Below are 21687 nucleotides of genomic sequence, written 5' to 3' on the forward strand. Positions count from 1 at the left end.
GCGCTCCATGAACACTGTCGGTGGCGCGTGGCATCATGCGAGGACCATGGAACTCCGTAAGGGCGCGCACGCGCCGGTCCCGACATCGCTTCTCGCCGTGGTTCTTTCATGGCGGTCGGCGCATGCCGTCGACGCGCACGCGCTGCTGGTCACCGAGTCGGGGCTGGTGCGTGGCGATCGGGATTTCGTGTTCTTCAACGCCCCTCGGCACGCCTCGCAGGCGGTGACCCTGGACCAGGAGCCCGCGCCCGGCACGGCGCGGTTGAGTGTGTCGCTGCCGCGGACCGAGGCGGAGGTGGCGCGCATCGTCGTCAGCGCCTCGCTCGACGAAGGCACCTTCGATCAGCTCGCCGAGCTGACGCTCACCGTGCACGCCGCCGACGGGCCGGTGGCCACCTTCCCGCTGGACGCCATCGAGGACGTGCAGGCGATGATGTTCGGCGAGTTCTATCGGCGCGACGGGCAGTGGCGGTTCCGGGCGATCGGGCAGGGCTGGTCCGGTGGGCTGGCCGGGCTGGCCACCGAATTCGGCGTCACCGTGGACGAACCCGGCCGGGCCGCCGCGGATCGATCCGGAGTGCCCGCGCGGCCCGCTCCGGCGATGTCCGCTCGCGTCGTCGATCGCGCGGAGGTCGCCCTCGGTTCGAACGGCGATGCCTCCGTCGCCGCCGGGTACGCGGACACCGCGACCGACGATCCGTTCGACCCCGCGCTCTCCGGACGCGCCCTGCCGCGTCCGCCCGCGCTCACCCGCCGCGTCATCGACGTCCCGCCACCACCGCCGCCGGATCCGGAACTCGCCGACTGGCATCCCGACCCGCAGGTCCCCGATCAGTTGCGCTGGTGGGACGGCGACCAGTGGACGACCAGCACCCGCACGCACGTGCGGGACAATCGCGCCCGCTGTCCCCGCTGCGACAACCCGCTGCGCCGCAAACTCTTCGGCGGGCACGGCCCGTGCCGGGCGTGCGCGGGCGAGATCGAGGAGTTCCTCACCCACTGGCGCACCCGCGCCCGCCGGGTGCTCACCGGCCCCGGCACCCTGTCCGAGGACTGGATCGAGGTGTGGGCGGCCCTGCGCTACCAGCGCATCGACGAAGAACGCGGCCGCGCGGTGCTGCGCGAGGCCGGGCTGACCCAGGTGGAGCGGATGGTCGCGTTCGCCTTCGCCGACGGCGAGGTCTTCGCCGACGAGCTCGACGCGTTCGAGCACGTGGTCAGCGAGCTGGCCCTGTCGGGCCCGATGGTCGAGGACCTGCGGCGCCGGATGCACCGCGGTCGCACCCTGTCCCGGCTCCGCGCGGGCGAGCTACCCACCATCGATACCCCGGGCCTGCACCTGGATCCCGAGGAACGCGTGCACCTGGATCTGCCCGCCGTGCACATCAGGATGCTCGCGCGCGGCCCGCGCAATACCGAGGGCCGGTTGATCGGCAGCTCCAAGAAGCTGCGTTTCGTCGGCGACGGCACCGGCATCGAGCTGCCCTGGAACCGTGTCGTCTCCGTGCATCCCGAGCACGGCACCGTGGTGCTCGCCGCCACCTCGGCGCGCGGCGGCGCCACCTTCGGCGTCACCGATCCCGACTACGTGGCTGCCGCGCTGGAAGGTGCGCTGCGCGTGGCGAAACGCCTGGTCCTGACGCCGGGCCAGCGGGACAGCCGCAGCATCCCGCAGGACGTGAAGGCCCAGGTGTGGCAACGCGACGGTGGTCGCTGCGTCGAGTGCGGTGACGGCCACTACCTGGAGTTCGATCACATCATCCCGCTGAGCCGCGGTGGTGCGACGAGCGCGGCGAACCTGCAGATCCTGTGCCGAGCCTGCAACCGCGCCAAGGGCGCTCGGATCTAGCCGACCCGGCCCGCCCGCGACAGCAGGTAGGAGCGCAGGACCAGCCGGAGTTCGTCGACGAGCGCCGGGCGCTGCGCCGGTTCCGCCTCGACAATCAGTGGCATCATGCCGCGGACCAGCTGGATGGCCACGGTGGTGGCGCGTCGGCGATCGTCGGGCGCGAGTTCCGGGAAAGCGACGCCGAGCAGCGTCTCGAAGCGCGCGTGCAGCGCGCCGTGTGCCGGCGCGATGGCCGCGCCGAGCGATGCGGGCATGTCGGTGCGCGCGAAGAGCGCCTTGAAGCCGGGGTGGGCGACGTTGAACTCGACCAGGGTATCGAGCACCGCGCCCAGCAGGGCGTCGATGTCGAGTCCGGCCGATTCGTCGGGGACTTCGGTGCCGAGTGACTCGAGTTGCCCCCGGTAGAACTCGGCCAGCGCGGCGGCGATCTCGTCCTTGTTCCGGAAGTACTGATACAGCGAACCGGGCGAGATGCCCGCGGCGGCGGCGACCGCGTTCGTGGTGGTTCCCTCGTATCCGCGCTCGGCGAAGACAGCCGCGGCCGCGCGCAGGATGTCCTCCATCCGGCGGCGACCGCGTTCCTGACGGCGCACCTCAGCCATGTTCCTCCTGTTGCAAATACGAGTACTCGCTCGTATTCTCTTTTGCGAGCGCTCACTCGCATTTTTCGCAGCCTAACAGAGGGGCCGCTGTGCTCGGATCAATCCTCACCCGTCGCCCACGTGCCGTGCTCGCACTGGCACTGGCCGTGTTCTGCTTGCTCACCGTCGGCGCGAGCGGCGCGCTGGACAGCTTCGCACTGAACCGTTTCGAACGACAGAACTCCGAATCTTCCCTGGTACGAAGAGATCTCATCGACACCTTCGCGACCGGCAGCCCCAACATCACGATGCTGGTGACCGCGACGGACGGCGACGTGCGCAGCGACCGCGTCACCGCGATCGGTCAGGCGCTCACCGATGAACTCGCCGTGCTCCCCGACGTCGTCGAGGTCCGCTCGTTCTGGCAACCCGGCGCCCCCGAGACGCTGGCGAGCAGAGACTTCCGGCATGCGCTGATCCTGGCCGTGGTGCCGGGCGATGCCGACCATGTCCGGCGGGTGGTGCTGCCCGCGATCGAGACCACGTTGCTCACCGAGGTCGATCCCGCGGTGACGATCACCCTGGGTGGCGCCGACCAGGTGTTCCGCGAGGTCGCGGCCCAGGCGTCGACAGACTTCCTGCGAGCTGAACTGATCGTGCTCCCGCTGGTGCTGCTGCTGTTGTGGGCGGTGCTGCGACGGTGGACCCTAGCGCTGGTGACGATCGGCATGGGGTTGTTCTGCGTGGTCGGCACGCTGGCGCTGCTGCGGGTCGCGACCGTCTTCACCGAAATCTCCACCTTCGCCGCGAATATCGCACTGGTCATGGGCATCGGACTCGGCGTCGACTACGGATTGTTCATGATCTACCGGTTCCGCGAGGAGCTGGCGGCCGGAGCCCAGGTCCCGACCGCGGTCCGGCGTGCCGTCGCGGGCGCGGGGCGAACCATCGTGTTCAGCGCAGTCACCGTCGGCGCGAGCCTGGCGGTGCTGCTGGTCTTCGGTTTCCCGTTCCTGTCGTCGTTCGCCTACGCCGGTATCGCCGTCGCCGCGGTATCGGCGCTCGCCGCCGTCGTGATCCTGCCCGCGGCGCTGTACCTGTTGGGGCAGCGGGCGGCGCCCGCCCGTCCCGCCCGTGCACTCGACCGCGGATTCTGGTATCGCGTGGCCGACACCGTCATCCGTAGACCGGTGGCGACCGGCGGCGCCGCCCTGCTCGTGCTGCTCGTGCTCGGCGCCCCGGCACTCGGCATGAACTTCGGCGCCCCCGACGACCGCGTGCTCGGCGGAGCTCCGCCGGTGCGCTCGATGTACGACACGATCCGCGCCGACTTCGCGACTGAAGAGGCCGATGCGCTCCAGGTGCTGGCCCGGCAAGCCGATCCAGCCGAAGTGGAGGCATACGCGGCGACGCTGTCGTCGGTTCCCGGTGTGCTCCGGGTGGATTCGGCGGCGGGTTCGTTCGCCGACGGCACCGCGGTCCCAGGGCCGCCGTCCACCGGCATGTCCGCCGGGCAGACGACGTGGCTGCGCGTTCTGCCGACCGGCGAGCGACTGCTGGCCGACCCGAGCGGTCTGGTCGCAGAGATCCGCGCTGTGCCCGCGCCTTTCGCGGTAGCTGTCGGTGGCTACCCGGCCGAGCTGGCCGACTACCGCGACGGCATCAGCGCGCGACTCCCCCTCGTCGCCCTGCTGATCATGGCAGTCACCTACGCGGTGCTGTTCCTGATGACCGGCAGCGTGCTCGCTCCGCTGAAGGCAGCGGTACTCAACATGCTGTCGATGTCGGTGATGTTCGGCGTGCTGGTGTGGGGTTTCCAGAACGGCGCGCTGGCCGACGTTCTGGGCTTCGCCCCCACCGGGAGCATCGAGCCGAGCATCCCGATCCTCATGTTCTGCATCGCCTACGGGTTGTCGATGGACTACGAGGTCTTCCTGCTCGCCCGGATCAAGGAGGACTACGACCGCACCGGTGACCCGATCGGTTCCATACCCCGTGGCGTCGCGCGCTCGGCCCCGCTGGTGACCGCCGCCGCGCTCATCCTGGCCGCTTCGTTCGCGGTGTACAGCACCGGCGAGGTGGTCTTCCTACAGCAACTGGGCATCGGCATGGCGCTCACCGTCGCCGTAGACGCCACCCTGGTCCGCGGCGTACTCGTCCCAGCGTTGATGCGCCTGGCAGGGCGGGCGAACTGGTGGGCGCCTGGGCCGCTGCGCAGGCTGCACGAGCGCGTCGGGCTGCACGAGGCGCAGCACGCCGACAGTTCCCCCGGCCGGAACGGAGCGCTGGTGTGAGACAGCGCGAGCGACTCCGCCCGCGGAGTCGCTCGCGGCGGCTAGCCGAGAATCGCGTTCATGATGGTGCCACCGCTGGTGGCCACCACGCCGCCGATCATGGCGCCGGCGATCATCTTGGGCGACTCCATGGCGCTGCCGTTCCACTTCTCCCAGGCGAACTTTCCGCCCGCGACGGTGATCGCCAGCACGCCCGACAAGATCATGAACCAGGTCAGGTACTGGACCATCTGCATGATCTTGTCCGACAGCGGCGGCGCCTCGGGCGTAGGGTTGCCGACCTGCGCGAACGTCGTGACAGTCTCGGCCATCGACGTCAGAATGATGCTCATAGCCTGCTCCCCTTTTCGCGTGATGCGAACTGCGTTCCAGCACTGCCGTATTCGAACGAGTCCAGGATACGGGCGCGCACCCCCGGCACACCAACAAAACCGATCGGTCCGCTCCGGGTGGGCGGCTGCGGCACCCGATTCGACCGGATAACATCAGCGACAGCAGTGCATCGCCGTTCCCCCGAGTACCGAGTGAGAGCAAACATGATTCTGGCCGCCGTCACCGATACCCTGGCGCAGATCGGCAATCCGACTCCCGAAGCACCCCCGATGTCGGACAAGATCTTGCAGCTGGTGCGTTACTTCACCTGGTTCATCCTGCTGTCGGGCGTCATCGCCATCACCTACGCCGGCGGCAAGTTCGCCTGGGAGAAGTGGACCGGCGGCGGACTCGAGTCGCCGAAGATGATCGCGGGCGCGATGATCGGCGGCGCGGTCGCCACCAGCGCGGGCACGATCATGAACGCCATGCTCTGATCCCCGTCCGCTCGGCGCGGTCCGGACAACTCCGGGCCACCTCGACCGGCAAGGCATCGCGACCCGAGTTCTCTTGTTCGGCAGGAGAACTCGGGTCGTCTGGCGTGCGGGGTCTCGAGTGTCGGCCCATGGCAGCTACCTCCTTACGTGCGGTGGGGCGGGTCGGCTAGGTGTACAGGCGGTCCAGGAAGGCGAACAGGTTCTCGCGGACCCGCTGCGCCTTCTCCTCCGGCGTCAGGTCCTCGCGATACCGGCTGCCCAGCGCGGGCCGCTTCTTGTTGCGGGCGTACAGCGAGCAGGCCAGGTCGGTGCAGAGATAGCTGCCGACCGTGTTGCCGCGCCGACCCGACTCACCGGCCTTGTTCGCGGTCATCAGCGAGACGCCGCCGCCGGTGTGGGTGGTCAGGCAGAACGCGCACATCTGCGTCTTGCCCGAGCCGCCGGTCTCGTGCCGCAGGGCGACGCTCACCAGTTCGCCGTCGCGCGGGACCGCGAGATAGCAGCGGCCCGGGTACGACGGGTCGGTCCAGCCGAGGAAGTCGAGATCGTCCCAGGGACGGTCGTCGAGGTCGCGCGGCACGGACAGCCGTTTGGCGTCGCCCTTCGAGCAGTTGACGAACGACGACCTGATGTCGCGTTCGGTGACGGGTTCCATCGGAATGTCCTTTCGGTGTGGTGGTCACAAACGGTAGACAGGCTAACGATGCCGCTCGTGGTCGACAACCGATTTTCCGCCCCCGACCTGGGCACCGGAATCGCCGCTATTCCGCGCGAACCGGCCCGGAGGTAGATTCGAGAGGCGGCGGATTCGATCGGTCACCGCCGCCATTACGGCACACAGCTGCCGTCGACAGGACACCGGCGATCTTTCCGGATGTCCAGGAAATTACGCCCACACTCAGCCGTGGCACCGACACCGCGAGGGATGATTTCGATGACGCCCGATGAACTCATGGAAGAGGCATGCAGGCTGGCCAAGGAGTCGGTCGACAACAATTGGGGTGGACCGTTCGGCGCCGTCATCGCGAAGGACGGCGAGATCATCGCACGAGGTCAGAACCGGGTACTGCTCACCGGCGACGTCACCGCGCACGCCGAGATCGAGACCATCCGCAAGGCGGCCCAGGTCCTCAACGGGGAAGCGCCGTCCATTTCCCGGGAACACCAGAACGAATCGACCCTGACATTGGTCCCGCGCCCGGAGGGATCCGCCGACAAGCTGCCCGAACGCGCGAAAATGTTGATGGGAATGGAGATCTACATCAGCGGCGCACCCTGCCCCATGTGCATGAGCGCCATTTATTGGGCGCGCCTCGACGCCGTGCATTTCGCGAGCGACCTGGCCGACACCAGCGAGATCGGATTCGACGACGCGTTCCAATACGAGGACTTCACGCGGCCGCTGTCCGAGCGCCGGGTGCGCATCGAACAGTTCCGCCGCGATCTGGGCGCCGTCGCGTACAAGGCGTGGGCCGAGAAGCCCGACAAGCACCCGTACTGACATGCCGGCCGCGAAGGCCGTGCCGCCCGCCGCGGCGACGGTGATCATCACCCAGCGGTTGCGCGCGGGCCGCGAGGCCGAGTTCCGGCGGTGGCAGGCGGAGGTCAACGACGCCGCGGCCGGTTTCCCCGGGTTCCTCGGCGCCGATGTCACCCCGCCGGGCGACACCGGGGCCGAGTGGTCGGTGCTGTACCGGTTCGACGGCATCGACCATCTGAAACGCTGGCTGGACAGCGAGACGCGGCGGGACCTGCTCGCGCGCGGAACCGGATTCTTCGAGCGGCCGTCGACCCAGCACGTCCTGGTCGACGAGCCGGACGGCGAGGTGGCGACCGTCGTCGTCTCGCATCCCGTGCCCGCCGACCGCGAGGCGGAATTCGTCGCCTGGCAGGCCCGCGTGACCGAAGCCGAGCGGACCTTCCGCGGCTTCCGCGGGTCCGCGTTGCACCGGCCGATTCCCGGCGTGCAGGACGAGTGGACGATCGTCTATTCCTACGCCTCGGTCGAGCATCTGAACGGCTGGCTGGAGTCCCCCGAGCGCCAGGCGCTGCTGGCCGAGGCCCCCGACTTCCGCGACTTCGAGGTCCACCGCATCGCCAACCCCTACGGGTCGTGGTTTCCGCCGACCACCGGGCCCGACGACGGTCCCGCCTCGTGGAAGACGGCCCTGTCGGTGCTGGTCGGCCTGTATCCGACGGTGGTGATCCTCACCCTGGCGATCGACGAGCTGTGGCCGAGCGCCCAGCTGTGGCTGAGCCTGCTGATCGGCAACATCCTGTCGGTCAGCCTGCTGACCTGGGTGGTGATGCCGATCGTCACCCGCGCGCTGGGTTTCTGGATGAGTCCCGGCCCCGACCGCCACGCCCGCACCGACGTGCTCGGCCTGGTCTGCTCGATCGGGTTCCTGACCCTGGCCGCGCTGTTCTTCTATCTGGTGACGAGGGTGTTCTGGACCCTGCCGTGAGTGCTACCGGTCGAGGAGCGCCGCGACGGCGCGTTCGGCGCTCTGGACGGCGCTTTCCATCGTCGCCGACCAGTCGGTGCGGGTCCAGTCCCCGGCCAGCATGAGGTTCGGGACCGAGGTGCGCTGGTCGGGGCGCAGGTTGTCGGTGCCGAGGACCTGGGAGAAGGTCGCTTTGGGCATCTTCACCACGTGGCCGGTCACGACCTTCGCCTCGGCGGCTTCCGGGTAGTAGCGGCGGATGAGGTCGATCTGCTCGGCGACGATCTGCTCGTTGCTCTTGTGGATCTGCTCGTAGGCGCCGCTGGTGGTCAGGCAGTACAGCCAGGTGCCGTCGGGGGTGCGGCCGTGCATGCGCTGCCGGTCGAAGACCTGATCGATCACCCCGGTGCCGCCGATCAGCGCCTCCATGGCCGACGCGGTCTTCAGCGGCCGGTCGAGATACAGGTTCGTGCTCACGATCGGGGTGACGTTCAGTTTGTCGGCGGCGGCATAGATTTCGGCATGCTCGGGCAGGTCGTCGAGGAGGCCGCCGATATTGGAGTTCGGGACCGCGCAGATCACCGCGTCGGCCTCGAGCACCGTGCCGTCGGCCAGCTGCACACCGGTCGCCCTGCCCTCGGTGACGACGATCTTGCGGGCCACCGCCCGGTAGCGCACGTCGACGCCGTGGCGTTCGAAGACCCGCTCGGCTCCGGCGATGTAGAGGGTGTCCAGGTCCACGGTGGGGTATCCGATCGTGACGGCCGCCCGGTCCCGCAGGCCGATCCGGACCCCGGTGGCCAGCACGTCGGCGAACACCTTCGCCGACTCCCGGTCCACCGGTTCCGCCGCGATCCCGAGCGCGAGCCAGTCCCACAGGGCTTCCCGGGCTTTCGCCGGCATGCCGACGCGCTGGAACCACTGCGCGGTGGTGAGGTCGGCGAGGTCGCGCGGCTGCCACAGCGCCTGCCGGACCAGCGTCAGCGCGGAGCGCAGCGCACGCAACCGCTCCAGCGGGCCGGCGTCGGGGTGCGCGCCCATCAGCGTGCGCACCGCGCCGAAACCCTTGGTGTACAACATGACCGCGCGCCCGCCCGGCCAGCGCAGGCTCCCGGCGCCGGGGAACTCCACGTACTGCCGGGTGCCGACGCTGTCCAGATACCGCCACAGGCTGTGATACCCGCTGGCCACCACATGCTGGCCGTTGTCCGCGAGGTCGTCCACCTCGGCGACACGCATCGCCTGCGTGCGACCGCCCAGCCGAGCCCGCCGCTCCAGCAATGTCACCTGTTTCCCGGCCTCCGCCAGCCACACCGCGGCGGCCAACCCGGCCAGACCACCCCCGATGACGACGAACCGGCGCGAATCGCGTGCACCCACCATTGAGACAATGTAATTCAATTGCTCTCTTTATATCGCCAGAACGGCGGAGCGGCATCCGCCCGTAGCGCGGACACAGACGTTCGGGCGCAAGCAGAATGCGGGGATGACACGAGGACCTCTGAAGGTGGATCTCCAGCTGGACGGCCGCCCGGACAACGCCGCGTCCCGGGCGGCGGAGCTGGCCGCCTGTGGCGCCGACGGCCTGTTCACCTTCGAAGGCCCGCACGATGTCTTCCTGCCGTTGACACTGGCCGCCGGCACCGTGCCGGTCGACCTGATGACCAATGTCGCCATCGCGCTGCCGCGCAGTCCCCTGCACCTGGCGCACGCCGCCTACGATCTGCAATTGCTCAGCCACGGCCGGTTCCGGCTCGGGCTCGGTTCGCAGATCCGTCCGCATATCGAGAAGCGCTACGGCGCGACGTGGTCGCGACCCGCCGCCCGCATGCGCGAAACCGTGCTCGCGGTCAAGGCGATCCTCACGGCGTGGCAGCACCGGACTCCGCTGCGCTTCGACGGGGAATTCACCCGGCACACGCTGATGGCACCCACCTTCGATCCCGGTCCCAATCCCTATGGGATGCCCGAAGTCTGCCTCGGCGCCCTCGGCCCGATCATGACCAGGGTGGCCGCCGAAGTCGCGGACGGTCTCCTGATCATGCCCTTCAACAGCGCCCGCCATCTGGCCGAACGCACCTGGCCCGCGATCGAGGACGGGCTCGACCGCGCCGGGCGGCAACGCGCCGACCTGGCGGTGTATCCACAGGTGATTGTCGCGATGGGCCGGACCGCCGCCGAGCTGGACGCGGCCTCGGTGGGCGCACGCCGGCTGCTCGCCTTCTACGGATCGACGCCCGCCTATCGCCCGGTGCTCGAGGTGGAGGGCTGGTCCGATCTCCAGCCGGAGCTCAACGCGCTGTCCAAGCGCGGCGCGATCGCGGCCATGACCGATCTGGTCGACGACCGGATGCTCGGCACGCTCGCCGTCCACGGCACACCAGAGCAGTGCGCCGCCGCCATCCGGGCGCGCTTCGGCGGCTTCGCCGACCGGATCTGCTGCTATTTCCCGGGTTACGCCGTCGCCGACGCCCACATCCGCGACCTGATCGCCGCGGTGCGAAACGGCTCGTAGGCTACGCGGCGACCAGGGGCGACTGTCCGCTCAGCGCTTGGCGGGCAGCATCACCGCGACCATCGTCACCGGCTTGTCGGTCCGGTTGCTCCAGGCGTGCTTGATCCCGCGATTGATCACGGTGTCGCCCGCGCGCAGCAGGGTCTCGCCGGTCTCGTAGATCGCGTAGATCTCGCCGTCGATGATGGTGGCGATGTCGACGGTCTCGGTGGCGTGCAGGCCGACGATCGCGTCGTCCTCGGCCTTGGCGTCCTCGCCGTGCAGGTTGCCGATCGACTCCGCGTACACCGCCGGATCGATCTCGGCATCCGGCGGGAAGGTCGCCAGCCGAACCACCACGCCCGCCGCGGGCGGATCCAGTTCTACGTCGGCGGCCAGGGTGTCACCATCGGCCATGGCCGCGGGCAGCGCGTCGACCCGCCAGACGTCGTTCACCGTGAACGCGGGCAGCGCGACCCGCGTCGCGGTGTTCTCGTCGACCGCGATGGTCGACTTGCCGTCCGCGTCGAGCCCCGCGATCACGCGCCGCGCGACCTTGGCCAGATGCTCACCACTCATGACATCACCCTTCGATCCGGAGCCGAACATACGTTGACCCCATAGTTCATGGATAATGTATTTTATATCACACTACCTCGGGAGCCAGTTGCCGTGGAATCCGGTGGGCACCCGGACCGGGAGCCGGACCTCGGCGATCGGGCCGTGGCCCAGATCGGTCGCATCGATGATCACCAGCGAGCTGGTGTCGCGGGCGCGGTCGTGGACGAAGGTCATCACGTATCCGTCGTCGTCGCCTTCGGTGTCGGTCCGCGGCACGAATACCGCCTCGCCACAGGTGTTTCCGGCAGGCAAGCGCAGCACCTGACGAGCACCACCGGGAGTGAGGTCGTATTTGTAGATCTCGGAATGCGAGGGCCGCGGGTCCAGGGAGAAGCTCGTGACGTACCCGAAACGATGGGGAAGACCGACATCGGCATCGGCGACCCGCGGATACTCGATATCGGCGTCGTCGAGCGGTTCCTCGGTGACCGTGCCCGTATCGAGGTGCAGCGTCCAGCGGTGCAGCCGGGGCAGACCGCCACCGAGGTCGGCCGGTCCGTCCCGCCACAGGGTCGGCATGCGGCCCCCGACGACGACGATCGCGTTCCCTGCGTCGTAGGCGTTCATCGTGTGCCACACGTAGCAGGGCTCGACCTCGAACCAGCGCACGTCGCCACCGTGGCGGCGCATGACCCCGAAGCGGGCTCCGTGCGCGTCGTCCCACCGCCACGGCAACCCCGCGGCCGCGGCGGCCGGGTCGAACACGACCGGGAGATCCAGGAAGATCACCGACGTCGCGGTGATCGCGAAGTCGTGCATCATTGTCGCCCGCCGAACGGGAATCTCTTTCGCCTGCAGCAATTCTCCGGTCGCCGCCGCGCGATAGTAGGTCAGGAACGGTGGTCGTTGCCGCGCCCCGAAGAACACCAGCTCGCCGGTGATCGGGCAGATCTTCGGATGCGCCGTCATCGGCGTGCGCAGCGCGTCGCAGAAGGTGAACGGTCCCACCGTCTCGAGCTCGGGGGTGATCTCGTACGGGAACCCGCCCTCCTCGAGCGCCAGCACCCGGCCCGCGTGGGATACCACGTGAGTGTTCGCCGTGGTGACGCGGAAATCCATCGTGCCCGCGACCGGGTCGAAGGCCAGCTCGAAGCGGGACTTCCCCGGATTCGCCACCAGCGGGGTCCGCACATACCGGTTGCGGTACCACGCCGCCCGACCGTCGGCGAGCGACACCGCGTGCACCATGCCGTCGCCGGCGAAGTAGTGCGTCGAGGTGCCGGTACGGGGGTTCGGTCCGTTGCGGACGAACACACCGTCGAGGTCGCGCGGGATCTCACCGATCACCTCGGACGGCGCCACTGTCACCTCCTCGGTCACCGGCGCGTTGTTCCCCACCAGATGCAAGGGCCCCTCGGTCGCTGTCATCGCCGCACTCCTGTTCCTCGATCAGGACGCCCAGGATGCCGCGACAATCCGCGCGGAAACAGTCTTGTTCTTCCCGCCCCTGTCAGCCGGTCGGACCGAGCGCAGGTCACAGCGCCGCAGAATTCTCGGCCGACGCGGTGTCCCGGGGGGCTAGCGGAGGATGCCCGCGGTGCGGGCGGCGCGGAGCCAGTCGGGGAATTCGCCGAGCAGGCGGCGGTAGAGCTCGGCGTCGTCGACGCGGTCGATGTCGTCGATGGCGAAGAAGCCCGCGTTGTCGACGACGCGGCCGTCGAGTTCGTCGAGGGTGCGCAGGACGCCGAAGTTGGCCTTGCCGAGGCCGATGAACTGCCAGAAGGCGGGCAAGGCCGCGGCTTCGCGCATGAGAGCCGCGATTTCGCGTTTCTTGGCGAAGCCGCCGTCGGTGAAGAACAGGACCAGGGTGGGGGCGGCGCCCGCGGTGAGGGTGTCGATGACGGCGCGCATCACCGGGAGTTCGTCGTTGCGGCCGCCGATGCTGTCGTAGTCGATGCCGTCGTGGGTGCCGGTCAGGTGCAGGTAGGTCTGGGCCCACTGCTCGCCGCCCGCGACGGTGATGTCGGGCAGTTTGGCGAAGGTCAGCGCGTAAAGGTAGGCCTCGAGGGTGCCGTCGTCGTCGAGCTGGGTGGCGACGGGGATCATCCGTTCCACCACGCGGTGCACGGTGCCGCCGCGATACAGCTTCTGCATGCTGCCGGTCTTGTCGATCACCAGCACGACCCGCGCCCTGGTACCGAACGCGCTCTTGTCGAGGAGCACCTTCGCGACCTCGCGCTTGCGCAGGTCCAGCTTCTCGCGCTTCTCGAACGACAGGGCCGCTTCGCCGGGGACGGTCCGCACCTCGGGCTGGGTCGCCACCGCGGGCTCGTCGTCGACGCTCACTCCGTGATCGGTGACCAGATCGGCGAACCCGCCGGCATACCCCTGGCCGACGGCCCGCACCTTCCACTGCTCACCCCGCCGGTACAGTTCGAGCGCGATCACCACCGACTCCCGGTCGAGCCCGTCGATCACGTACTCGTACAGCGGATTCCCCGTCGCGTCGGCCACCGCGGCCACCGGTGCGACGGCACCGCCGAACGTCGTCCCTTCGGCCGCGACGGTGATCACCGCGCGAATCTGCTCGATGTCGGCGGGCACGGCCGCGAACGTCACCGCGAGCGCCGTCCCGTCGAGCCGAACACCCGGCGCCTCGGGCTGGTTGAAGAACACGAAATCGGCGTCGGAGCGCACTTTCCCGGCCCCGGTCACCAGCAGCGCCGACAGATCGGCCGGCACACCGCCCCGCACGGTCAGCACCACCTCCGGCTGCGCCAACCCCGCGTTCTGCCCCTTCACCAGCTCAGCAGCCACTGTCACTCCTCCATCGGCCGTCCTGCCCACACCCTAAGCGCCGCGACGCAGGCGGGCAGCGCGATCCCGCGACCAGATACCGCTGTCAGCAGCGTTCGTACCGGCGCGCGAAATCTGTCGACTCGGGCGAGACCTCCCGCTCGGATCCGGGACAGCCGCCCACCAGCACGCCGAAACCGAGATCGGGACCATCGCGCCGGACGATCTGGTAGTCGACCACGGCACCGAGCCGGGCGAGGTGCGGAAGATGCCATTCGGCGAGCTGCCGCGTCTGTTCGGCGCTGAATTTCTCCGTATCGGGCGGGAACACCATGACTTTCATGGCGCGCCCCGCGGTGTCGGGCGGGTCGATGACCGATATCTCGACGATCGCTCGGGTGGGTGGATCGGTCAGCAGCCGCTCCCACAGATCGAGTTCACTGTCGGACGGGAAGCGGCGGCTGCGGCTCCCGTAACCCAGACTGGGCTCCAGTGACGAATGCCCGCTGGTCGACCACTTCGCATGATCCGAGGACACCGCCCAAAAGTTGGCTGCCAGTTCGGGAAACCCGGCGATGATCCGGCGCATCGCCGCCGTCGCGCGGTGGGGTTCGGTCGCCGAGCCTGCGCTGACTTCGATGGTGCTGGACCAGCGGATCTTCGCACCGGTCCGGGCCGCCGACAGCCGGGACCAATCGGATACCGCGTTCGCTTCCACGTCCACGTTCCGCCCGAACAGCCAACTTCCGTAGTAGGAGTCCGACCCACGGTCGATATCGAGCAGGGTCGATTCGCCGTGATACTGCGGCGGGAGCTGCTGGGCCGCCATGGTCCGGACGACAGCCGCCGCCTCGGCCGGGGTGGCCTCGTCGTCGAGCCGCACATCGAGCTTCGAGGTGTAGTACGAGTTGTGGCCGTACGGGTGGTAGTCGAACGAGTGGGCCGCGTCGGCCACTCCGGGAAGGTCCTCGACCGCCGACTCGATCACCCGCGACCAGCGGTCGCGCTCGGCTTGATCCGGACCCTGCGGAAACAGGGAACATCCGGTCAGCAGGATCGCCGCCAGCGACGACACGAGGGCGAGCACAGTGAAACGCACGACATTCATCCTGCCAGCGGCCGGCACGGGTGTCGGGTCGAGCGCCGATGACCTTGGGCGCGTACTAGATCCAGCCCTTCTCCCTGGCCTTGAGGGCGGCCTCGTAGCGGTTGGAGACGCCGAGTTTGCTCATCGCCGAGGACAGGTAGTTGCGGGTGGTGCCCGGGGACAGGTGGGCGCGGCGGGCGATGTCGTCGACGGAGGCGCCGTCGGCGGCGAATTCGAGGACGTCGGCCTCGCGCGCGGTGAGGACGGTGTCGCCCGCGCTGATGGCCTCGGCCGCCAGCTCCGGGTCGACATAGCGGCCGCCCCGGTGAACGGTGCGGATCACCTCGGCCAGGGTCGCCGCCGAGGTCGTCTTGGGCAGGAAGCCGCGCACCCCGGCGGCGAGCGCGCGTTTGAGATAGCCGGGCCTGCCGTGGCTGGTGACGATCAGCGTGCCCGCGCCCGGGGTGATCCGCTGCAGCTCGACGGCGGTATCGATGCCGTCGATCCCCGGCATCTGCAGGTCGATGACGGCCACCGCCATCGGCTCGTCCGCGTCGGCGCGACGCCGCCACAGGTCGACGAGTTCGGTGCCCGAACCCACGTGCGCGACGACCGTCAGATCGGCCTCGAGCCCGAGCATCGTCGCGAGCGCGGCTCGGATGAGCGTCTCGTCGTCGGCGAGGTAGATCGGAATCACATCGTCTCCCAGTGGATTTCGAGGGTGAACTCGTCGGCGATCGCGTCGACGTCGAGGGTCGCGCCGACGGCGGTGAGCCGCTCGGCCAGGCCGCGCAGCCCGGAGCGCGCGCCGATCGCAGCATGCGGGCGGTCGTTGCGCAGCGACATCCCGGCGCCGCCGAGGGCCAGCGTCGCGGTGGTCGCGGCGGAGTGCTCGACGATATTGGTCGTCCCCTCGCGCACCACCCAGGCCGCCACCTCGTGGAATCGCGGCGGCACGGCGGCCGCGTCGCCTTCGACGACGAGCTCGCAGCCGACCGCCGAGAGCAGCGACCTGGCCCCGGCGACTTCGCCCCGCAGGTCGATATCGCGGTAGCCACGGACCAGCGCGCGCATGGCACCCATCGACTCGACGGCGAGCATCCGCACCGCCTCCATCTCCGACTCCGCGTCCGCGTGCTGACCCGATCGGGAAAGCGCGACGGCCAGTTCACTTTTCACCGCGATCGCGGAGAATCCCCGCCCGACGACATCGTGCAGATCGCGCGCGAAGCGCAAGCGTTCCTCGGCGACCTGCAACTCGGCTTCGACGAGTTTCGCGCGGTCGAGTTCGTCGATGATGCCCAGTCCCCACACGGTCAGCAGCGTGACCCCGACGGCGAAGAAGCCGGTGCCGAGGAACACCGCCGCGGCCTGCGGCGCGGCTCCCTGTGGGAGCCCGAAGACCAGCGCCGTGGCCAGGGCGAGTCCGATCAGCAGCCACCACCTGTGCCGGACGAACGGCACGACGGCGAACATCGCGAACATCGTCGCGAATCCGCCTGCCGCCCGCGCGGTGTCGACGATCCGCTCGTCGGTGGCCAGCAGGGACACCACCGCGCCGATCCCCCACAGCCCGGCCAGCGTGGCCGTGGCCAGCGGCAGCAGCCACGGCCGCGCCACGACTCCGCGCCTGGTGGCGAGATCGGGCTGCGCTTCCACCGCCGCGACGGCCGCGATCCCGCCGAGGACGATCACCGGGATCGACAGGCCAGAGGAGGCGGACAGGGCCATCGCGGCCACCACCGTGACGATGGCCGCCTGGAGGGTGAGCCGCGAGTACAACCGGAACTTCGTCGCGCTCGACAACTCGTGCCACCAGGCGGTCCAGCGCCTCATCCCCGATCGTCCCAGCGGAAGCTCTTGCGGGTCAGCGCGAATGCCAGGGCCGTCCATATCGCCAGTGTCGCAAACGCGGGGCCCGACGCGGTGACGGTCTCGACCGGGCTCAGCACCGGATCGGCGTCCCCCGCCGTCGCGGTCTTGCCGGACACGCCGAGGAACACCAGGTCGGAGACGGCGGCGAACGGCGTCCAGTCGGCGAGCACGGCCAGCCGGTCGGGCAGGACGGTGCGGATCGAGGCGAGCCCGAGCATGGCCAGCAGCATCACCGGCAGCGAGGTGATCTGGGCGGCCTCGGCGTTCTTGGTGACCGCGCTGGTCGCCAGCGCGAGCAGCGCGAACACCCCGATCCCGCCGACGAGTGCCGCGATCATCAATACCGGATTGACCGGTGCGGGCGCTCCGCTGCCGTAGACGACGGCGGTGACAGCGACCGTGCACGCCGAGGTCACCAGGATGCCCGGAACCGCAGGCGCGGCCTGGATCTGCCAGTCGGCGGCCTCGCCGGTGCGCAACCGTTTGAGCACACCCTCGCTGCGGCGGGTCGTCACCATCGACAGCACCGAGTAGTACTGCACGAATACCAATGCCATGAGCGCGAGCATCTCCACGGCCACCGCGGCCATGGCGGCCGTCGGCGCGGTGTCCTTGCGGGCGATGAAGTAGGTGGCCAGCGGAATCCCGACCGGAAACAGCGTCGCCAGGTAGACGAGGGTCTTGTTGCGCCGGAACTGCATCCACTCGGCCGCGGCGAGGGCGGCGAGCGGACGGCGGCGGGGCGCGGTCGCGGTGGTCATCGTCGGGCTCCGATCAGTTCGGTGGCGGGCGCGGGGGCGTCGTGGTCGCCCGCGATGTCGAGGAAGACCGATTCGAGGGAGGCGGCGCGGGCATCGAGCCCGGCCAGCCGGACGCCGGCCTCGCGCGCCCAGTCGAGCAGGGCGAACAGGTGTCCCTGCAGGTCGTCGGTGCTCACGGTGACGCGCTCGCGCGCGTCGATCCGCGCGCCGCGCAGCGGCGGCACCGGCAGTCAGGGATGGTCGAAGACGATCCGCGACGGATGACCGTCGACGATCTCGCGCAGGGTCCCGCGCCGCGCCACCGCGCCCTTGTCCATGATCACGATGCGGTCGGCCAGCGACTCGGCCTCGTCGAGGTAGTGCGTGGTGAGCACCATCGTCACCCCGGCCGCCTTCAGGTCGGCGAGCAATCGCCAAGTCGCGCGGCGGCTTTCGGGGTCGAGGCCGGTGGTCGGCTCGTCCAGGAACAGCAGGCGCGGCTGCCCGAGCAATGCGCAGGCCAGGTCGACACGGCGTTGCTCACCGCCCGAGAGCGAGCCGACCCGCACCGTCGCGCGGTCGGCCAGGCCGACCTGGGCGAGCATGGTGTCGACGGTGGTCGGCGTGCTGCACGTCCCGCGCCACATCGCCAGTGTCTCGGCGACGGTGAGCTCGGCGGGCAGTCCCCCGGACTGCAGCATGATCCCGACCCGCGGACGCACCTGATCGCGATGCCGGATCGGGTCGAGGCCGAACACCTCGACCCGGCCCGCCGACGGCGCGGCCAGTCCCTCCAGCATGTCCAGCGTCGAGGTCTTGCCCGCGCCGTTGGTCCCCAGCAGCGCGAACACCTCCCCCTCGACGATGTCCAGATCCACCCCTGCGACGGCTTCGAAGGCCCGCGCACCGCGACCATAGGTGCGGCGCAGCCCGCGCGCGGCGATGACGATGTCGTTCATCGTGTGCCCCTTTCTCACACCTTCCACGGTCGTCGACGCCGGCTCTCCCCAGTAGTAAGCGCGATCACCGATCAGCGATGAATCCCGCACGGACAGCCGATGACAAAAGTCATGCGGGCTCGGCGACCGACGAATTCCGCAGCAGCGCAATCCCGTACACCCCGAACCAGATCGTCCACAGCAGCCAGCCGGACAGGCCGACCATCCCGAGCGGACCCTTCTCGTCGATGACCACCGGCGCGAGGGTCGCCGCGGTGAATTGCAGTGCGGCGGCGAGGAATCCGATCACCGCGTGCCAGCGCGGAACGAGCCCGGCGAGTCGTCCGGCCAGCGTCAGGCCGACGAGCGCCAGGGCCAGGAAGGTGCCGTTGAGCGCGAGCAGCGCATCGTGGAGCACCCACAGCGCCCTGGTCTCGGGCGCGAGACCCAGGGCGTAGCGGATCGCGACGATCACCGTGAAAGCGGCGTTCTGCAACAGCAATCCGGCGAAGCCGACGAGCGACCACCCGGTGCCCGCCGCGCGTTCGGCCCGCCGCACCGCCGTCAGCACACCGGCGCCGAACACCACCGCGCAGAACCACGCCAGCGGTGTCGGCGCCATGGCCGCGGCGACCAGACCGCGATGGTCGGCGAAGAACGCGCCCGCCGCGCCGGACTCGGTGCCGGGCGTCGGCAGCCCAGCGGGCACGAGAACCAGGTTCGCACCGAGGATGACCAGGACGAACACGATTCCCGCCACCCCGGCGATCCGCTGGAATCGCACCTCGGCCGAGATATTGGCTTTATCACTCATGTTTTGAATATAGTGACCGTAAAACGAAAGGGGAACCGTTGCCGAGCGACCCACCGCGCCGCCGCTACGACTCACTGCGCCGCACCCTGCAGGCCAAGGCGACCAGCGCCGAGATCGCCCACGCTGCGCGCCGCCTGTTCGTCGCCCAGGGCTGGGCCGCGACCACCGTCCGCGAGGTCGCCCGCGAGGCGGGTGTCTCGGCGCCCACCGTGTACTCCGCGTACGGCAGCAAAACCGGCCTGGTCCAGGCGATCGTCGACGCCGCTGACCTGTCCGCGGACGGGCCGCGCATGCTCGCCGAACTCGACGCCGCCGCAGGCGATCCACCGCGCCAGCTGGCCGCCATGGCGGGCTACGACCGCCGCCTCTTCGAACGCGCCGCCGACGTGATCGCCCTGGTCCGGGAAGCCGGTCGCACCGAACCCGAGCTGGCGACCACCTACCGCGACGCCCGCCGCCGCGCCGACGACGTCCGCGTCCAGGTCTTCACCTCCTGGCCCGACGGCACCCTCCGCGACGACCTGGACACCGCCGTCGACATCTACGCCGCCCTGTGCACCATCGACGTCTTCACCACCTTCACCACCGAACGCGGCTGGTCCCCGGACCGCGTCGAGAAATGGTGGGCCACCACCTTGTCCCGCGAACTCCTGGCCTGACGTCAGCGGCGGCGCAGGGCGGGATCAAGGAGCGACGGTGGGGCGTCGTTCTTCTCGGCGGGGGCGAGGTCGGTGCCGGGAACGACGATGGCATCGATGGCGTCGAGGACATCGGCGGACAGGCGGGTGTCGGCGGCCGCGAGCTGCGCGTGCAGGTGTGCCGGGGTGCGCGGGCCGATGATGGCGCTGGTGACGCCGGGGTGGGCGGTGACGAAACCGAGGGCGAGCTGGATCATGGTCAGCCCGGCCTGGTCGGCGACCTCGGCCAGCTGTTCGACGGCGGCCAGCTTGGCTCGATTGGCCGGGACGGTGGTGTCGAAGCGGTGGGGCATGAACGCCGAACGGCTGGTGGCGATCTCGCGATCGGCGCGAATGGCGCCGGAGAGCCAGCCCGAGGCGAGCGGACTCCAGACCAGCACGCCGAGCCCGTACTCCTGGGTGACCGGCAGGACGTGGGTCTCGATGCCGCGCTGGAGGATCGAATAGCTCGGCTGCTCGGTGACGTAGCGGCCCAGGTGGTGTTCCCGCGCCGCCCATTGCGCCTGCACCATGCGGTAGGCGGGGAACGTCGACGAGCCGAAGTAGCGGATCTTGCCCGCCTGCCGCAGGTCGGTCAGCGCCGACAGCGTCTCCTCGTCGCTCACGCTCGGATCCCACCGGTGGATCTGAAAGAGGTCGACGTGATCGACCCCGAGGCGGCGCAGGCTGTCGTCGAGCGCGGTGACCAGCCAGCGGCGCGAACCGCCGCGATGGTTGCGCTCCTCCCCCATCGGCAGGCTCGCCTTGGTGGCCAGCAGTAGATCGTCGCGACGCCCCGCGACGGCCTTGCCGACCAGTTCCTCCGACTCGCCACGGCCGTAGACATCGGCGGTGTCGACGAGGTTGACACCACCCTCGACGGCGACGTCGATCATGGCGGTGACCTCGTCCTGGGTGGACCTGCCCAGCGCGCCGAAGTTCATCGCGCCGAGCACGAGACTGCTGACCTGGACACCGGTACGACCGAGGCTGCGGTACTGCATGGGTTGCTCCTCCGTGAGCTGTGCGACTTGGTCCAGGCCGCCGGATCTGACATCCTGAACAAACGGAACAACGTTCCGCTAATCAACATACGGAACACGGTTCCGTTTGCCAACCCTCGGAGGTGACAGCACGGTGACCGACCACGACAGCGCACCCGCGGCGCCGCGTCAGCGCGCCGATGCCCGGCGCAATCAGCAGACCCTGCTCGACGCGGCGGCGGCGGCTTTCGTCGCCGCGGGCGTCGACGTCCCGGTCCGCGAGATCGCCGCCGCGGCGGGCGTCGGCGTCGGCACGATCTATCGCCACTTCCCCACCCGCGCCGACCTGATCGTCGCCGTCTACCGGCACCAGGTCGACGCCTGCGCCGCGGCGGGCCCCGCCCTGCTCGCGACCGACGACTCACCGCACGCCGCGCTCGCCGCGTGGATCGAGCTGTTCGTCGACTTCCTCGTCACCAAACACGGTCTCGCCGAGGCACTCCAGTCCGACGACGCCGCCTTCGACACCCTGCACACCTACTTCCTCGACCGGTTGCTCCCCGTCTGCGCCGAGCTGCTCGACGCCGCCGCGGCGGCGGGCGAGATCGGTCCCGGCACCGATCCCTACGAATTCCTGCGCGCCGTCGGCAATCTCTGTATCGGCGCGGGGAACAACCCCCGCTACCAGCCGCGCCGCGTGGTCGCCCTGCTCGTCCGGGGGTTGCGGACCTAGGAATCCGTGATC

The 21687-nt window shown here is 69.6% G+C and carries 21 protein-coding genes and 1 pseudogene; 8 read left to right on the forward strand and 14 right to left on the reverse strand.

What is annotated here, in order from left to right; translation table 11 throughout:
• Nucleotides 1-46: 46 nt before the first annotated feature.
• Nucleotides 47-1849, forward strand: a complete 1803-nt coding sequence (locus AB0H54_RS23225) for a TerD family protein (RefSeq protein ID WP_357347766.1) — start codon at nt 47-49, stop codon at nt 1847-1849.
• On the opposite strand, the gene AB0H54_RS23230 is transcribed toward AB0H54_RS23225, so the two are convergent.
• Complete coding sequence (locus tag AB0H54_RS23230) at nt 1846-2451, reverse strand: TetR/AcrR family transcriptional regulator (protein ID WP_357347768.1); 606 nt, start codon at nt 2449-2451, stop codon at nt 1846-1848. The genes AB0H54_RS23225 and AB0H54_RS23230 overlap by 4 nt on opposite strands.
• A gap of 89 nt (nt 2452-2540) precedes the next feature.
• Between AB0H54_RS23230 and AB0H54_RS23235 the strand changes: the two genes are divergently transcribed.
• On the forward strand, nt 2541-4724 hold the full coding sequence (locus tag AB0H54_RS23235) for an MMPL family transporter (protein WP_357347770.1): 2184 nt from the start codon (nt 2541-2543) through the stop codon (nt 4722-4724).
• Nucleotides 4725-4765: 41 nt separating this feature from the next.
• On the opposite strand, the gene AB0H54_RS23240 is transcribed toward AB0H54_RS23235, so the two are convergent.
• Nucleotides 4766-5056, reverse strand: coding sequence for a hypothetical protein (locus AB0H54_RS23240; protein WP_110040221.1), 291 nt, complete (start codon nt 5054-5056; stop codon nt 4766-4768).
• Between the two features lie 204 nt (nt 5057-5260).
• Here AB0H54_RS23240 and AB0H54_RS23245 point away from each other — a divergent pair, with 204 nt between their 5' ends.
• Complete coding sequence (locus tag AB0H54_RS23245; protein WP_110040220.1) at nt 5261-5533, forward strand: hypothetical protein; 273 nt, start codon at nt 5261-5263, stop codon at nt 5531-5533.
• A gap of 166 nt (nt 5534-5699) precedes the next feature.
• On the opposite strand, the gene AB0H54_RS23250 is transcribed toward AB0H54_RS23245, so the two are convergent.
• Nucleotides 5700-6188, reverse strand: coding sequence for an FBP domain-containing protein (locus tag AB0H54_RS23250; RefSeq protein WP_355278975.1), 489 nt, complete (start codon nt 6186-6188; stop codon nt 5700-5702).
• 279 nt (nt 6189-6467) lie between these two features.
• Between AB0H54_RS23250 and AB0H54_RS23255 the strand changes: the two genes are divergently transcribed.
• Both AB0H54_RS23255 and AB0H54_RS23260 read left to right on the forward strand, forming a co-directional pair.
• On the forward strand, nt 6468-7034 hold the full coding sequence (locus AB0H54_RS23255) for a nucleoside deaminase (RefSeq protein WP_355278973.1): 567 nt from the start codon (nt 6468-6470) through the stop codon (nt 7032-7034).
• Between the two features lies 1 nt (nt 7035).
• Nucleotides 7036-7998: an antibiotic biosynthesis monooxygenase gene (locus tag AB0H54_RS23260; protein WP_357347772.1), complete on the forward strand. Its 963-nt coding sequence runs from the start codon at nt 7036-7038 to the stop codon at nt 7996-7998.
• Between the two features lie 3 nt (nt 7999-8001).
• Here AB0H54_RS23260 and hpnE read toward each other — a convergent pair whose 3' ends face one another.
• Nucleotides 8002-9360 (reverse strand): hydroxysqualene dehydroxylase HpnE, encoded by a 1359-nt coding sequence (gene hpnE / locus AB0H54_RS23265; RefSeq protein WP_357347774.1) that lies wholly within the window; start codon nt 9358-9360, stop codon nt 8002-8004.
• Between the two features lie 118 nt (nt 9361-9478).
• On the opposite strand from hpnE, the gene AB0H54_RS23270 reads away from it, so the two are divergent.
• Nucleotides 9479-10492 carry a TIGR03617 family F420-dependent LLM class oxidoreductase gene (locus tag AB0H54_RS23270; protein ID WP_357348476.1) on the forward strand — a complete coding sequence of 338 codons (1014 nt, stop codon included), beginning with the start codon at nt 9479-9481 and terminating at the stop codon, nt 10490-10492.
• Nucleotides 10493-10522: 30 nt separating this feature from the next.
• Here the strand turns inward: AB0H54_RS23270 and AB0H54_RS23275 are convergent, their stop codons facing one another.
• The 9 genes and pseudogenes from AB0H54_RS23275 to AB0H54_RS23315 all read right to left on the reverse strand — a co-directional run bounded on the left by AB0H54_RS23275 (nt 10523) and on the right by AB0H54_RS23315 (nt 19282).
• The gene (locus tag AB0H54_RS23275) at nt 10523-11050 is read right to left on the reverse strand and encodes a cupin domain-containing protein (protein WP_355278964.1); all 528 of its coding nucleotides are present in this window, start codon (nt 11048-11050) and stop codon (nt 10523-10525) included.
• Nucleotides 11051-11122: 72 nt separating this feature from the next.
• Nucleotides 11123-12460 carry a carotenoid oxygenase family protein gene (locus tag AB0H54_RS23280; protein ID WP_357347776.1) on the reverse strand — a complete coding sequence of 446 codons (1338 nt, stop codon included), beginning with the start codon at nt 12458-12460 and terminating at the stop codon, nt 11123-11125.
• Between the two features lie 150 nt (nt 12461-12610).
• On the reverse strand, nt 12611-13849 hold the full coding sequence (locus tag AB0H54_RS23285; RefSeq protein WP_357347778.1) for a VWA domain-containing protein: 1239 nt from the start codon (nt 13847-13849) through the stop codon (nt 12611-12613).
• 85 nt (nt 13850-13934) lie between these two features.
• Nucleotides 13935-14927: a hypothetical protein gene (locus tag AB0H54_RS23290; RefSeq protein ID WP_357347780.1), complete on the reverse strand. Its 993-nt coding sequence runs from the start codon at nt 14925-14927 to the stop codon at nt 13935-13937.
• A gap of 64 nt (nt 14928-14991) precedes the next feature.
• Nucleotides 14992-15612, reverse strand: coding sequence for a response regulator transcription factor (locus AB0H54_RS23295; RefSeq protein WP_357347782.1), 621 nt, complete (start codon nt 15610-15612; stop codon nt 14992-14994).
• A complete protein-coding gene (locus AB0H54_RS23300; protein WP_357347784.1) occupies nt 15609-16751 on the reverse strand; it encodes a histidine kinase in 1143 nt (380 codons plus the stop codon). The genes AB0H54_RS23295 and AB0H54_RS23300 overlap by 4 nt, the downstream gene beginning before the upstream one ends.
• The gene (locus AB0H54_RS23305) at nt 16748-17551 is read right to left on the reverse strand and encodes an ABC transporter permease (protein ID WP_357347786.1); all 804 of its coding nucleotides are present in this window, start codon (nt 17549-17551) and stop codon (nt 16748-16750) included. The genes AB0H54_RS23300 and AB0H54_RS23305 overlap by 4 nt, the downstream gene beginning before the upstream one ends.
• Nucleotides 17548-18489, reverse strand: a pseudogene (locus AB0H54_RS23310) (ABC transporter ATP-binding protein). Before AB0H54_RS23310 ends, AB0H54_RS23305 begins: the two are co-directional and overlap by 4 nt.
• Before the next feature lie 109 nt (nt 18490-18598).
• A complete protein-coding gene (locus tag AB0H54_RS23315) occupies nt 18599-19282 on the reverse strand; it encodes a hypothetical protein (protein ID WP_357347788.1) in 684 nt (227 codons plus the stop codon).
• 38 nt (nt 19283-19320) lie between these two features.
• Here AB0H54_RS23315 and AB0H54_RS23320 point away from each other — a divergent pair, with 38 nt between their 5' ends.
• Nucleotides 19321-19941, forward strand: coding sequence for a helix-turn-helix domain-containing protein (locus AB0H54_RS23320; protein ID WP_357347790.1), 621 nt, complete (start codon nt 19321-19323; stop codon nt 19939-19941).
• Between the two features lie 2 nt (nt 19942-19943).
• Here the strand turns inward: AB0H54_RS23320 and AB0H54_RS23325 are convergent, their stop codons facing one another.
• The gene (locus AB0H54_RS23325) at nt 19944-20963 is read right to left on the reverse strand and encodes an aldo/keto reductase (RefSeq protein ID WP_357347792.1); all 1020 of its coding nucleotides are present in this window, start codon (nt 20961-20963) and stop codon (nt 19944-19946) included.
• Nucleotides 20964-21096: 133 nt separating this feature from the next.
• Between AB0H54_RS23325 and AB0H54_RS23330 the strand changes: the two genes are divergently transcribed.
• A complete protein-coding gene (locus AB0H54_RS23330; protein WP_357347794.1) occupies nt 21097-21675 on the forward strand; it encodes a TetR/AcrR family transcriptional regulator in 579 nt (192 codons plus the stop codon).
• The last annotated feature ends 12 nt before the right edge of the window (nt 21676-21687 follow it).

The organism is Nocardia sp. NPDC050718 (assembly GCF_040654235.1).
Taxonomy (GTDB): Bacteria; Actinomycetota; Actinomycetes; order Mycobacteriales; family Mycobacteriaceae; genus Nocardia.